Raw genomic sequence first — 14,900 nt, forward strand, 5'->3', positions numbered from 1 at the left:
TGGTGAACAAATGTTTACTGAAATCATCGGACGCCTCGGACCATCCTCGGCGATCCGCTCGGCCGGCAATACTGGTCTTCCCGCGTTGCTTTTCGGTTAAGTTTGCATCGCGACTGTCCGCCTAGGATCTTTTGATATCTTTCAAGATTTTTTTGCCTTTGCGGCGCAATGTACTCTCCCGGAACGAGGGCCGATCCATGCGCTATACGGATGTTGCGATCGTTGGCGGCGGACTGGCCGGCTCGACCACCGCCGCAATGCTCGGCCGCGCGGGCATCTCCGCGATGATGATTGATCCGCATATGACGTATCCGCCCGACTTGCGCTGCGAGAAACTGGGCGGCACTCAACTTCCTCGACTACGCAGGACCGGCCTCGAGGAAGAAATACTGCGGGCGACGACCCTCGACGGCGAGATATGGGAAGCCCGGTTCGGTTTCGTGGTGGCGAAAAAGCCAAGCGACCAGCACGGCGTGATGTACGATACTCTTGTCAATGCGATGCGCGCGCAAATCCCGCCCAACGTCGAAATCGTATATGGGAAAGTCGTCGAGGTCGCCACGAGCGGTGAACGCCAGCGTCTGGTGCTGGCCGACGGAGAAACAATTTCCGCGCGCCTGATCGTGCTTGCGAACGGCCTCAGCGTCAGCCTGCGCCACCTGCTCGGCCTCAGGCGCCGCATCATCAGCGAATGTCATTCCGTGACGCTCGGCTTCAACGTCGTTCCGGTCGATCGACCGGCGTTTCCCTTCCCGGCTCTTACATATTGGTCGAAACGCTCCAGCGCGCGGATGGCCTATCTCACCTTGTTTCCAATCGGCAACACCATGCGCGCCAACATGATGGTTTATCGCCCGATCGATGACATCTGGTTTCGCGAATTCCGCAACAATCCCGAAGCGGCGATGCGGGCGATCATGCCCGGCCTCGACCGTATGACAGGAGGCTTTCAGGTTAGCGGGCCGGTCAAGATCAGACCGGCGGATTTGTACGTCACGGAAAATCATCGGCAGGCCGGGGTCGTTCTCGTCGGCGACGCTTTCGCGACCTCGTGTCCGGCCGCAGGAACCGGCACCGACAAGGTATTCACCGACGTCGAACGGCTCTGCAATGTCCACGTTCCGCACTGGCTCTCGACCGAAGGCATGGATCGCGCCAAGATCGAGACCTTCTACGACGATCCCGTCAAGATGGAGTGTGACGCATGGTCGGCGGCGAAAGCCTGGCATCTTCGTTCGCTATCTATCGACAATGGTCCGACCTGGCGCGCACGCCGGTGGGCGCGCTTCCTCGGCCGTCTGGCCCTAGGCCTGACCAGACCGATGAGCAGATCCGGCGTGCAGCCATCCGGATCTCCGCCGCGCTCGGAATCGCATGAAAAGGAACTGGCGTAGGGAATCTTGGACCGGGTTAAAAGCCTTCACCGCATCACGAGAACGATGAAAGACTCTGGCTTTTGATTTGACGCGTTTTATTCACGCAAACCCGCGTCCATCCCTGGGTCAAGCCCGAGGACATGCTTCGCTCGAAAACGGAATAGTCGTCTCCTCGAGACAAGCCTGCAAAATTTCAGCGAATGAACCTGACGCCGAGCGTCCCCTCGCGTCGCCACACCACCTTGCACGGGCGCCCTTCTCTCGCGTCGCGCGAGAAGGCCAACCGGAAAACGCCTGGCGCAGCGGCGACATCATCGACCTTAATCTTGGCACCCGCAGCCGAGAGGTCGAGCACAACGCATGGCCTTGCGGCAAAACCACCGTCCAGAGTGATCCAGGCCGATTGCCGGACCGACTTGCGGGCTCCCCGTTTTCTTGCGGCGATCATCGTCCTGCACTCCCAGCACACGATCCACTTCTTGCGACCGGAACGACCCGCCTTCGCGACCGAAGCGGTGACACGAGTCCAAAGCCAAGCCCGACAGGAAAGCAACTCGGTCTGCGGCACATCTGCGCGGCACTATATCATCTCGCCGCGGCGGAACGAAAAATGCTTGGCAGAAAAGCCGATTAGCTAAACTTGATATTAATTTTTCCTCACGTTGACCGTGTGAACTCTTTCCATCTCGGAAAACGGTGAGATTGCGCCAAGGGCTACCTCACGCGACACAAAAAAAGGCCGGCTTACGCCGGCCCTTTTCAACTGAGATCAGCCGTCCTACTCGGCAGGCGGAAGCGCCAGCGGTTCGGCCTCCGGCGCGGACGGCACGATCGTCGCCTGCTTCTCGCGCTCGTCGAGAATCAGCTTGTCACGCTTGACCGCAACTTCGCGGATCTTGGCCATCGACGCGCCGGTACCGGCCGGAATCAGTCGGCCAACGATGACGTTTTCCTTCAGACCTTCGAGCGGGTCCACCTTGCCGTTGACGGCAGCCTCGGTGAGCACACGCGTGGTCTCCTGGAATGACGCCGCCGAGAAGAACGAACGGGTCTGCAGGCTGGCCTTGGTGATGCCGAGAAGAACCGGCGTTCCCGTGGCGATCTTCTTGCCTTCTTCCTGGGCCTTGAGGTTAAGCCTGTCGAACTCGATCTTGTCGATCTGTTCGCCCGAGATCATGTCGGTCTCGCCCTGATCGGTAATCTCGACCTTTTGCAGCATCTGACGGACAATCACCTCGATGTGCTTGTCGTTGATGAGCACGCCCTGCAAGCGATAGACTTCCTGAATCTCATTGACCAGATAGGCAGCGAGTTCCTCGATGCCCTTGATCGCCAGAATGTCGTGCGGTGCGGGATTGCCATCGACGATGAAGTCGCCCTTCTCGACGACGTCACCATCCTGCAGATGGATGTGCTTACCCTTCGGAATAAGATACTCGCGGGTCTCCTCGTCTTTGTCGACCGGCTCTATCGAGATGCGGCGCTTGTTCTTGTAATCGCGGCCGAACCGGATGGTGCCTGCGATTTCCGCGATGATCGCCGCGTCCTTCGGCTTGCGAGCCTCGAACAGTTCAGCCACTCGCGGCAGACCGCCGGTGATGTCGCGGGTCTTGGCGCTCTCGGTCGAGATACGAGCTAGGATGTCGCCGGGCTTCACCTTGGCGCCCACGTCGACCGACAGAATGGCGTCGACCGACAGCATGTAGCGGGCGTCGCCGCCGCGCGGGAGCTTCAGCACCTTTCCGTCCTTGCCCTTGATCACGATAGCCGGGCGAAGATCCGCGCCGCCGCGTGTGCCTCGCCAGTCGATGACGATGCGCTTGGCAATACCGGTAGACTCGTCGAGCGTCTCGGAGATCGACTGACCTTCGATCAGATCTTCGAATCCGATCGTACCCTCGAGTTCCGTCAGAACCGGCCGCGTATAAGGATCCCACTCGGCGATACGCTGGCCGCGCTTGACCATGTCACCTTCGTCAACGTGCATGCGCGCGCCGTACTGGATGCGGTGGGTTGCGCGTTCAGTGCCGTCCGCATCGACCACGGCGACCACCATGTTGCGCACCATCGCAACCAGATGACCTTCGCCGTTTCTTGCGATCGCCCTGTTCCTGATCGTGATCTTGCCGTCGAAATTCGACTCGATCACCGACTGCTCGTTGATCTGCGCGGCACCTCCGATATGGAACGTGCGCATCGTGAGCTGCGTACCGGGCTCGCCGATCGACTGCGCCGCGATGACGCCGACCGCCTCGCCGTGATTGACGGGCGTGCCGCGAGCCAGATCACGGCCATAACACTTGCCGCAGATTCCGTTGACCAGTTCGCATGTCAGCGCCGAGCGGATCTTGACTTCCTGGATACCAGCCCGGGAGATCTGATCGACATGGCTTTCTTCCATCAAGGTGTTGCGCTCGACCAGCACCTTGTTGCTCGCTGCATCACGGATATCATCGCAGGCCGTGCGGCCCAGGATGCGCGATCCCAGCGACGCCACCACCGTGCCGGCATCGACGATAGCGCGCATCTTGATGCCGAGCTTGGTGCCGCAGTCGTCCTGGGTGATGATGCAGTCCTGCGCGACGTCCACCAGACGGCGGGTCAAATAGCCCGAGTTCGCGGTCTTCAACGCAGTGTCGGCGAGACCCTTACGGGCGCCATGAGTGGAGTTGAAATATTCGAGAACCGACAGACCCTCCTTGAAGTTGGAGATGATCGGCGTCTCGATGATCTCGCCCGACGGCTTCGCCATCAGGCCGCGCATGCCGGCGAGCTGACGCATCTGGGCGGGCGAGCCGCGCGCGCCGGAATGCGCCATCATGTAGATCGAGTTGATCTGGGCCTCGACGCCCTTGCCGTCCTTCTTGGTCGAAGAAATTTCCTTCATCATCTCCTTGGCGATTTCTTCCGTCGCCTTGGACCATGCGTCAACGACCTTGTTGTACTTCTCGCCATGCGTGATCAGGCCATCATTGTATTGCTGCTCGAAATCCTTCGCCAGCGTGCGCGTGGTATCGACGATCTTCCACTTCCCGTGCGGGACGACCATGTCATCCTTGCCGAAGGAGATGCCGGCCTTGAACGCATTATAGAAGCCGAGCGCCATGATCCGGTCGCAGAAGATCACCGTCTCCTTCTGACCGCAGTGACGATAGACCTGATCGATCACGCCGGAGATTTCGCGTTTGGTCATCAGCTTGTTGATGACGTCGAAAGAAATCTTCGGCGACTTCGGCAGCACCTGGCCGAGCATGACGCGGCCGGCGGTGGTTTCGATCAGACGCTTGATCGGCTCGCCATCCTCGCCGATGTGATCCCAGCGATATTTGATCCTGGTGTGAAGGTGGATGACGCCGGAATGCAGCGCATGCTCCAGCTCGGCCATATCGCCGAACACCTTGCCCTCGCCAGGCAAGCCCTCACGCATGATCGACAGATAGTAAAGGCCGAGCACGATGTCCTGGCTGGGAACGATGATCGGCTGACCATTCGCCGGGTGCAGGATGTTGTTGGTCGACATCATCAGCACGCGCGCCTCTAACTGCGCCTCGAGCGAAAGCGGAACGTGGACGGCCATCTGGTCGCCATCGAAGTCGGCGTTGAAGGCAGCGCAAACCAGCGGATGAAGCTGAATCGCCTTGCCCTCGATCAGAACCGGCTCGAACGCCTGAATGCCGAGCCGATGTAGCGTCGGCGCCCGGTTCAGCAGCACCGGATGCTCACGAATGACCTCATCGAGAATATCCCAGACCTCGGGACGCTCTTTTTCGACGAGTTTCTTGGCCTGCTTCACGGTCGTGGACAGACCCTTGGCGTCGAGCCGCGAATAGATGAACGGCTTGAACAGCTCCAGCGCCATCTTCTTCGGCAAGCCGCACTGGTGCAGCTTCAGTTCGGGGCCGACGACGATGACCGAGCGGCCGGAATAATCGACACGCTTGCCGAGTAGATTTTGGCGGAAGCGTCCTTGCTTGCCCTTCAGCATGTCGGCGAGCGACTTCAGCGGGCGCTTGTTTGCGCCAGTGATGACGCGGCCGCGACGGCCATTGTCGAACAGCGCATCGACCGCTTCCTGAAGCATTCGCTTCTCGTTGCGGATGATGATGTCGGGCGCACGCAGCTCCATCAGCCGCTTCAGACGGTTGTTGCGGTTGATAACGCGGCGATACAGATCGTTCAGATCGGAAGTGGCGAAGCGGCCGCCGTCGAGCGGCACCAGTGGACGCAAGTCCGGCGGAATCACCGGCACCACGGTGAGAATCATCCACTCCGGCTTGTTACCGGAGAAGCGGAAGGCTTCGACGATCTTCAGGCGCTTGGCGAGCTTCTTGTGCCTGATATCGGATTCCGTCGCTTGCATCTCTGCGCGCAGTTCCGCCTCGAGCCGCTCGAGTTCGAGCCCCTTCAGCAACTCGCGGATCGCTTCGGCGCCAATCATGGCGGTGAAGCTGTCCTGGCCGTACTCGTCCTGGGCGCGAAGATATTCCTCTTCCGACAGCAACTGACGGTCCTTGAGCGCGGTGAGACCAGGCTCAAGAACGACGTAGTATTCAAAATAGAGAATGCGCTCGAGATCCTTCAGCGTCATATCGAGCAAAAGGCCGATGCGGGAGGGCAGCGACTTCAGAAACCATATGTGAGCAACCGGCGCGGCCAGTTCGATATGTCCCATGCGCTCACGGCGCACGCGTGACAGCGTCACCTCGACTGAGCACTTCTCGCAGATGATGCCCTTGTACTTCATCCGTTTGTACTTGCCGCACAGGCACTCGTAGTCCTTGATCGGCCCGAAGATGCGCGCGCAGAACAGGCCGTCACGCTCCGGCTTGAACGTGCGGTAGTTGATCGTCTCGGGCTTTTTGATCTCGCCGTAGGACCACGATAAAATTTTCTCCGGCGACGCGATCGAAATCCGGATCTGGTCGAAGACCTGAGCCGGAGTCGTCGGATTGAATAAATTCATTATTTCTTGGTTCATGGTCTTCTCCTCGACGGCCGCGTTCCGGATGCTGCGCGAGCCGCGACCCGGTGCCCTGCCGATTCGGAACCTAAACGGTCCGCGGAATTCGTTGCGGTTCCCGCGCGGCGACGCCTCATTGTGTGATGCGCCGCGCCAGGAACACGTGTTCTCAAAATGCTATTCGGCCGCTTCGGACGTCGGCATCATGTCGCCGATTTTGGAGTTATGCAGATCAACATTCAGGCCCAGTGAGCGCATTTCCTTGACCAGCACGTTGAACGATTCCGGAATGCCTGCCTCAAAGGTGTCATCGCCGCGCACGATGGCCTCATAGACCTTGGTACGGCCCGCGACGTCGTCCGACTTCACCGTCAGCATTTCCTGGAGTGTGTACGCCGCGCCGTAAGCCTCGAGCGCCCACACCTCCATTTCACCGAAACGCTGGCCGCCGAATTGCGCCTTGCCGCCCAGCGGCTGCTGGGTGACGAGCGAATAAGGTCCGATCGAGCGCGCGTGGATCTTGTCATCGACAAGGTGGTGCAGCTTGAGCATATAGATGTAGCCCACGGTGACCTTGCGATCGAACGGGTCACCGGTCCGCCCGTCGTAGACGGTCGACTGGCCTGACCTGTCCATGCCAGCGAGCTCGAGCATCTGCTCGATATCGGTTTCCTTGGCACCGTCGAACACCGGCGTTGCGATCGGGACGCCGCGGCTCAGATTACGGCCAAGCTCGACCAGTTCATGATCGTTGAGCGATTTGATCGTCTCGTTGTCGCCGTAGACCTTCTTGAGGGTCTCCTTCAGCGGCTTGGTTTCCTGCTTCGTGCTCGCGAGATAGGCATCGACAGCCTGTCCGATCCGCCTGCCAAGACCGGCGCACGCCCAGCCGAGGTGAGTTTCGAGAATCTGACCGACGTTCATGCGCGAGGGCACGCCGAGCGGATTAAGCACGATGTCGGCGTGAGTGCCGTCCTCGAGGAACGGCATGTCCTCGATCGGAACGATCTTCGAGACCACGCCCTTGTTGCCGTGGCGACCGGCCATCTTATCGCCGGGCTGGATCTTGCGCTTCACGGCGACGAAGACCTTGACCATCTTCATCACGCCGGGCGGCAACTCGTCGCCGCGCTGCAGCTTTTCGACCTTGTCGAGGAAGCGCTGCTCGAGGCCCTTCTTCGACTCGTCGTACTGCTTCCGCATGGCCTCGATCTCGGCCATCAGCTTGTCGTTCGGCGATGCGAACAGCCACCACTGCGACTTCGGATATTCCTCGAGCACCGACCTGGTGATCTTGGTATCCTTCTTGAAACCCTTCGGACCGGCAATACCCTGACGGTTTTCGAGCAGATCAGCGAGGCGGCCGTACACGTTGCGGTCGAGAATCGCCTGCTCGTCGTCGCGGTCCTTGGCGAGGCGCTCGATCTCCTCCCGCTCGATCGCCAGCGCACGCTCATCCTTGTCGACACCGTGACGGTTGAAGACGCGGACTTCGACAATCGTGCCCTGCACGCCCGGAGGCACGCGCAGACTGGTATCGCGCACGTCGGAGGCCTTCTCGCCGAAGATCGCGCGCAACAGCTTTTCTTCCGGGGTCATCGGGCTTTCGCCCTTCGGCGTGATCTTGCCGACCAGGATGTCGCCCGCGCGGACCTCGGCGCCGATGTAGACAATGCCGGCTTCGTCGAGGTTCTTCAGCGCCTCTTCCGAAACGTTCGGAATGTCGCGTGTGATTTCCTCGGGCCCCAGCTTGGTGTCGCGGGCCATCACTTCGAATTCCTCGATATGGATCGAGGTGAAAACATCCTCCTTGACGATCCGCTCCGAGAGCAGGATCGAGTCTTCGAAGTTGTAGCCGTTCCACGGCATGAACGCGACCAGCACATTGCGGCCGAGCGCGAGTTCGCCGAGATCGGTGGACGGGCCGTCCGCGATGATGTCGCCCTTCCTCACGGTGTCGCCGACCTTCACCAGCGGACGCTGGTTAATGCAGGTCGACTGGTTCGAGCGTTGATACTTCATGAGGCGGTAGATATCGACGCCCGACTTGGTCGGATCGAGATCTTCCGTCGCACGGATGACGACACGGGTGGCGTCGATCTGATCGATCACGCCCGAGCGGCGGGCAGCGATCGCGGCGCCCGAATCGCGGGCCACCACGCCCTCCATGCCGGTGCCGACGAACGGCGCCTCGGCGCGCACCAGCGGCACAGCCTGACGCTGCATGTTCGAGCCCATCAGCGCGCGGTTGGCGTCGTCATTCTCGAGGAACGGGATCAGGGCCGCCGCAACCGAGACAAGCTGCTTCGGCGACACGTCCATGAAGTCGACCTTGTCCGGCGTCACCGGCAGCACCTCGCCGGCATGACGACAGACCACAAGGTCCTCGGTGAAACGGCCGCGGTTGTCGAGCGGCAGGTTGGCCTGCGCGACGTGATAGCGGCCCTCCTCCATCGCCGAGAGATAGACTACCTCGTCGGTAACGCGGCCATCCTTCACCTTGCGATATGGCGTCTCGACGAAGCCGTATTTGTTAACGCGCGCGAACGTCGCGAGCGAGTTGATGAGACCGATGTTCGGGCCTTCCGGCGTCTCGATCGGACAGATGCGGCCATAGTGCGTGGGATGGACGTCGCGCACCTCGAATCCGGCACGTTCGCGCGTCAGACCACCCGGCCCGAGCGCCGACAGACGGCGCTTGTGGGTGATCTCCGAGAGCGGGTTGGTCTGATCCATGAACTGCGAGAGTTGTGACGACCCGAAGAACTCGCGCACCGCGGCAGCCGCAGGCTTCGCGTTGATCAGATCCTGCGGCATCACAGTGTCGATATCAACGGACGACATCCGCTCCTTGATGGCCCGCTCCATGCGCAGCAGACCGACGCGGTACTGGTTTTCCATCAGTTCGCCGACCGAGCGCACGCGACGGTTGCCAAGGTGGTCGATATCGTCGATCTCACCCTTGCCGTCGCGCAGATCGACCAGCGTCTTGATGACCGCAAGGATGTCTTCCTTGCGCAGCGTGCGATAGGTGTCCGGGGCATCAAGATCGAGGCGCATGTTCATCTTGACGCGGCCGACGGCCGACAGGTCGTAGCGCTCGGCGTCGAAGAACAGCGACTGGAACATGTTTTGCGCCGACTCCAGTGTCGGCGGCTCGCCCGGGCGCATCACCCGGTAGATATCGAACAGCGCATCCTCGCGCGTCATGTTCTTGTCGGCGGCGAGCGTATTGCGGATGTAGGGACCGACATTGACATGGTCGATGTCGAGCAGCGGCAGCTCCTTGTAACCTTCCTCGTTGAGCGCCTTCAGCGACTTCTCCGTTATTTCCTCGCCGGCTTCGGCATAGATTTCGCCGGTCTTCGGATTGACGAGATCTTCGGCCAGATACATGCCGACCAGCTCCTCGTCGCTCATGCGTAGCGCCTTCAGCCCCTTCTCCTGCAGCTGGCGCGCGGCGCGGACCGTCAATTTCTTGCCGGCCTCGAGCACGACCTTGCCGGTATCGGCGTCGATCAGATCGTTCAGCGTCGAGTAGCCGCGAAAGCGGACCGGATCATAGGGCACACGCCAGCCATCCGAATGGCCGCCGGATTTCGCGCGCTTGTAAACGATCTTCTTGTAAAACGTGCTGAGAATTTCCTCACTGTCGAGGCCGAGGGCGAACATCAGCGACGTCACCGGAATCTTGCGGCGACGGTCGATGCGCGCGAACACGATGTCCTTGGCATCGAACTCGATGTCGAGCCACGAGCCGCGATAGGGAATTACGCGCGCGGCGAACAGCAGCTTGCCCGACGAATGGGTCTTGCCCTTGTCGTGATCGAAGAACACGCCCGGCGAACGATGCATCTGCGAGACGATGACGCGCTCGGTGCCGTTGACGACGAAGGTGCCGTTCATCGTCATGAGCGGAATGTCGCCCATGTAGACGTCCTGCTCCTTGATGTCCTTCACGGACTTCGCACCGGTCTCTTCGTCAATATCGAACACGATAAGGCGCAGCGTTACCTTCAGCGGCGCCGCATAGGTCATGCCGCGCTGACGGCACTCATCGACATCGTACTTAGGCGCCTCGAATTCATAGCGTACGAATTCGAGCTGCGAGGTTCCCGAGAAGTCGTTGATCGGAAAAACCGATTTGAAAACCGCCTGCAAACCCTCATCCAGGCGACCGCCCTCCGGTTCGTCGACCATCAAAAACTGATCGTAGGACGCCTTTTGAACCTCAATCAGGTTCGGCATCGCGGCAACTTCGCGGATATGCCCGAAAAACTTGCGAACCCGCTTGCGACCGGTGAACGTCTGCTGCACCATCGTGGCCTCTCATATCGTCGCCCGTTAAGGGCAAACCTTCCGAAGCGCGACTGGCATCGCCCCCGGGGTGAATCTTCGGAACGCTCTCAAGAGCGGAACGCAAATCAGGATTTTAATCCTGATTTGGAACGCAGGGCTCGCAGAACGCAAAACAACGCGCGGGGTGCACTGGTTACACCCCGCCCGTCAAAATCATATCCAAGCGGACCGAAAAGCCCGAAATCGCTGCTCTCCTAACAGCTTATGTGGAAACGCCGCCGTTCCCGCATCCGCTGCGCTTTCGTGCTGCCGCCCCAATATGGGACGGCTTTCGTGGAGATTCGAGGGAAGGCTCCCCCGAATCCTCACACTTTCTTGTGTACAAATCGGCCAGAAACGAACCGGAATCTGTAGCCGATGAGCACCTATTCAAATCGCCCTGTCGGTGACACCCGCCTCGGTGAACACCTGCCCGTCGTCGTTCCAGCCGAAGCGACCTACCCTTAACCTTACGGCCTCGGTGACGAGACCCCGGATCGGGAACGCACGCCAGAGGTGTTGTCCCGCTCCTCTTAAGCCTTGTCATGCCAACCTCGCGGGCGCGGGTTGCGCCGGCGAGACTGATCCGGCCGCCCGCGCTTCGTTGAGGCGATCCGCGACTTCCGGCGCGCCCCATCAAAGCTGACCGCAGTTACTTGAGCTCAACCTTGCCGCCGGCCTTCTCGAGCTGGGCCTTGATCTTCTCGGCCTCGTCCTTGGCAACGCCCTCCTTGACCGGCTTGGGCGCGCCTTCGACCAAATCCTTGGCCTCCTTGAGGCCAAGCCCGGTGATGGCGCGGACTTCCTTGATGACTTCGATCTTCTTGTCACCTGCTGCCGCGAGCACGACGGTAAAATCGGTCTTCTCTTCCGCCGCAGCGGCAGCACCGCCGCCCGCTCCGGGCGCAGCAGCCACAGCCACGGCAGCGGCCGCCGACACGCCCCACTTCTCTTCGAGCAGCTTCGCCAGTTCGGCAGCCTCCAACACGGTCAACGCGGAGAGGTCATCAACAATCTTCTGCAGATCAGCCATCAATATGTTCCTTCAACGTATTCGGTTCAAACCAGATTCGACTTGCGAAGGGCGTTACGCCGCCTCGCCCTTTGAGGCATAGGCCTGGACAACGCGCGCGAGTTTGGCTGCGGGCGCCGTGGAGAGCTGAGCGATCTTGGTCGCCGGCGCCACCAGGAGGCCGACAAGCTTGCCGCGCAGTTCATCAAGGGACGGCAGTGCGGCCAGGGCCTTCACTCCGTCTATATCCAGAACGGTTTTTCCCATCGAACCGCCGAGGACGACGAAGTTTTCATTCGTCTTGGCGAATTCGACGGCAACCTTCGGCGCCGCTACCGGATCGCCGGAAGTTGCGATCACGGTCGGCCCCCTCAAAAGAGAGCCGATGGCAACGACGTCCGTGCCTTCAAGAGCGATCTTGGCGAGACGGTTCTTCGAGACCTTCACCGAGGCGCCCGCCTGCTTCATCTGCTTGCGCAGCGTCTGCATTTGAGCGACGGTGAGGCCGGAATAATGAGCAACGATCGCAACGCTCGTCGTCCTGAAAGTCTCGTTGAGCTGTTCGACCGCTTCCTTTTTTGCCGCTCGTTCCACAGCAAGCTCTTTCCGTTTGGCGCCTTTGCTGAAGGCAAGGACGCCGGGGTTGCACCCATCGTCCCGCCAGAAATCTGATCCCAAGACATCGGTCTCAAGACAGGCCGGGCGTGACGACATTCAGTAGCCTGCCCTCCCGGTCCGACGGCCTGACGGCCAAAGGGCACGGGGTGTCGAGGTTCGAACCCAATCTGCTGCCTTCCGCTTCCTGAAGCGAAAAGCGAAATCCGGTCTTCACCCATCTATGCAGGCATTGCGATTAAGCCCTTAAACAAACTTGCGTTTGCCGCAGGCGCCTACAGTCTCGGACAGGAAGGGATCAACAGCATCATCCCGGACGGAATGATCGGAGATCCCTGTTCGCTCCGCGTCCCAGCCAGATTGGCATCCCGCCCTCCCGAATCATCCGAACGGACATGCGGGATGCAAAGGTCTCCAATCTCGTTGGGTTTTTGGAGTGCGAACATGGACATGCGAGCGCAAACCAGCACGTCCGGAGCGCGGTGTTTAACGAATCTTTGCTGCGTTGCCAAGTCCTAAATCATGCAATTTTCCGGCCAGATGGTGCCATGAACTCTGGACAATAAGACAAGGCGGCGGCACCCCGGAGACGGCTGCGGATGCCGGCCCTCGCGATTCAGGAAAACCACGCAATGAATGGGCAGGCTGACGTAAAGCGATCGATCCTGTCGTCCACCTGCCTGCTTTCCAAATAAAAAAGGCGGGTCCGGCACTCCGACCCCCGCCTTTATCTTATTACAGTCGTTCCGGCCTTAACCGAGCACGGTCCCAGGCTCGACCTTGACGCCCGGCCCCATGGTCGAGGACACTGCGATGCGCTGGACGTAGGTGCCCTTGGCTCCGGCGGGCTTGGCCTTCGCCACCGCGTCCGCCAATGCCTTGACGTTCTCGACCAGTTTCTCTTCCGAGAACGAAGCCTTGCCGATGCCGGCCTGCACGATGCCGGCCTTTTCGACACGGAATTCGACCGATCCGCCCTTGGCGCCCTTCACGGCGCCGGCGACGTCCATCGTTACCGTGCCGATCTTCGGGTTGGGCATCATGCCGCGCGGGCCGAGCACCTTGCCGAGGCGTCCGACCAGCGGCATCATGTCCGGCGTGGCGATGCAACGATCGAATGCGATCGTGCCGCCCTGCACCGTCTCGACCAGATCTTCCGCGCCGACGACGTCGGCGCCTGCAGCCTTGGCTTCCTCGGCCTTGGCGCCGCGCGCGAACACGCCGACGCGCAGCGTGCGCCCGGTGCCGTTCGGCAGGGTAACGACGCCACGCACCATCTGGTCGGCGTGACGCGGGTCGACGCCGAGATTCATCGCGATCTCGATCGTCTCGTCGAACTTCGACTTGGCGCGCTCCTTGATCAGCTTGATCGCCTCCGCTATCGGATAAAGTTTATTGCGATCAATGCCCTCACGGGATTTCTTCAAACGCTTTCCGGTTGCCATGGTTCGTTACTCCGCCACCTGAAGGCCCATCGAGCGGGCAGAGCCCTCGACCATGCTCATGGCCGATTCGAGGGTGTCGCAATTAAGATCCTTCATCTTCTTCTCGGCGATCTCGCGCACCTGAGCCTTGGTCACCTTACCGGCGGAATCGCGGCCCGGAGTTTTGGAGCCGGATTGAACCTTCGCAGCCTGCTTGAGGAAATAGGACATCGGCGGAGTCTTCATCTCGAAGGTGAAGGACCGGTCGGCATAGATTGTGATCACGACCGGAATCGGCGTGTTCTTTTCTTCCTTCTGGGTCTGGGCGTTGAAGGCCTTGCAGAATTCCATAATGTTGAGACCGCGCTGACCAAGCGCGGGACCGATCGGTGGCGACGGGTTCGCCGCACCGGCCGGCACCTGCAATTTCAGATATCCGGTCACTTTCTTTGCCATTGGTTACTCCTGTTGGTGGTCACGGCTCGAGACGGCTGGCGACCGCCCTCACCTCCCACGGCTTTCCGCGGAAATCCCTTCCGCACGTCATGGCCGGGCTTATCCGGGCCATCCACGTCTTCACAACCGTTCCGCGCCCGAAGGCGTAGATGCCCGACGGAGTCGGGCACGGACGGCTAAACCTTCTCAACCTGGCCGAACTCCAGTTCCACTGGCGTCGCGCGGCCGAAAATCGACACCGCAACCTTCACGCGTGAGCGCGCCTCGTCGATTTCCTCCACGACCCCGGAGAACGACGCGAACGGGCCATCAGCAACGCGGACGTTCTCACCGATCTCGAAGGAGACCGACGCCTTGGGCCGCTCCACGCCTTCCTGCACCTGATGCATGATGCGCATGGCCTCGGCTTCCGAAATCGGCATCGGCTTGTTCTCGGCGCCGAGGAAGCCCGTGACTTTCGGAGTGTTCTTGATGAGATGGAACGCCTCGTCGGTGAGGTTCATCTTCACCAGCACGTAACCCGGGAAGAACTTGCGCTCGGTATCGACCTTGCGGCCGCGCCGGACTTCCGTGACCTTCTCGGTCGGCACCAGCACCTGCTCGAAGAGATCCTCAAGGCCCCGCTGCTTGGCCTGCTCCCGGATCGATTCCGAGACCTTCTTTTCGAAGTTCGAATAGGCGTGGACGATATACCAGCGCATGCTCATTAGTTCAGTCCG

General features: G+C 60.5%; 9 protein-coding genes. 1 reads left to right on the plus strand and 8 read right to left on the minus strand.

Annotation, left to right across the window (positions count from 1 at the left end; all coding sequences use genetic code 11):
• The first annotated feature begins 197 nt into the window (after positions 1-197).
• Positions 198-1,394 carry an NAD(P)/FAD-dependent oxidoreductase gene (locus NB311A_RS03870; protein ID WP_009797147.1) on the plus strand — a complete coding sequence of 399 codons (1,197 nt, stop codon included), beginning with the start codon at positions 198-200 and terminating at the stop codon, positions 1,392-1,394.
• A 175-nt stretch (positions 1,395-1,569) separates the two neighbouring features.
• Here the strand turns inward: NB311A_RS03870 and NB311A_RS03875 are convergent, their stop codons facing one another.
• From NB311A_RS03875 to nusG, 8 genes are all read right to left on the minus strand, one after another.
• Entirely contained in the window at positions 1,570-1,824 is a 255-nt protein-coding gene (locus NB311A_RS03875) for a PilZ domain-containing protein (protein ID WP_040673889.1), read from the minus strand.
• A 330-nt stretch (positions 1,825-2,154) separates the two neighbouring features.
• Entirely contained in the window at positions 2,155-6,354 is a 4,200-nt protein-coding gene (gene rpoC, locus NB311A_RS03880; protein WP_009797149.1) for a DNA-directed RNA polymerase subunit beta', read from the minus strand.
• Positions 6,355-6,513: 159 nt separating this feature from the next.
• Positions 6,514-10,656: a DNA-directed RNA polymerase subunit beta gene (rpoB, locus tag NB311A_RS03885; protein ID WP_009797150.1), complete on the minus strand. Its 4,143-nt coding sequence runs from the start codon at positions 10,654-10,656 to the stop codon at positions 6,514-6,516.
• A 670-nt stretch (positions 10,657-11,326) separates the two neighbouring features.
• Positions 11,327-11,707: a 50S ribosomal protein L7/L12 gene (gene rplL, locus NB311A_RS03890; protein WP_009797151.1), complete on the minus strand. Its 381-nt coding sequence runs from the start codon at positions 11,705-11,707 to the stop codon at positions 11,327-11,329.
• Positions 11,708-11,761: 54 nt separating this feature from the next.
• Positions 11,762-12,280, minus strand: a complete 519-nt coding sequence (gene rplJ, locus NB311A_RS03895) for a 50S ribosomal protein L10 (RefSeq protein ID WP_040673912.1) — start codon at positions 12,278-12,280, stop codon at positions 11,762-11,764.
• Between the two features lie 773 nt (positions 12,281-13,053).
• A complete protein-coding gene (rplA, locus tag NB311A_RS03900) occupies positions 13,054-13,746 on the minus strand; it encodes a 50S ribosomal protein L1 (RefSeq protein WP_009797153.1) in 693 nt (230 codons plus the stop codon).
• Positions 13,747-13,752: 6 nt separating this feature from the next.
• Positions 13,753-14,181 carry a 50S ribosomal protein L11 gene (gene rplK / locus NB311A_RS03905; RefSeq protein ID WP_009797154.1) on the minus strand — a complete coding sequence of 143 codons (429 nt, stop codon included), beginning with the start codon at positions 14,179-14,181 and terminating at the stop codon, positions 13,753-13,755.
• A 176-nt stretch (positions 14,182-14,357) separates the two neighbouring features.
• Positions 14,358-14,888, minus strand: a complete 531-nt coding sequence (gene nusG, locus NB311A_RS03910) for a transcription termination/antitermination protein NusG (RefSeq protein ID WP_009797155.1) — start codon at positions 14,886-14,888, stop codon at positions 14,358-14,360.
• Positions 14,889-14,900 lie beyond the last annotated feature (12 nt).

It is taken from the genome of Nitrobacter sp. Nb-311A, from assembly GCF_000152905.1.
Lineage (GTDB): Bacteria > Pseudomonadota > Alphaproteobacteria > Rhizobiales > Xanthobacteraceae > Nitrobacter.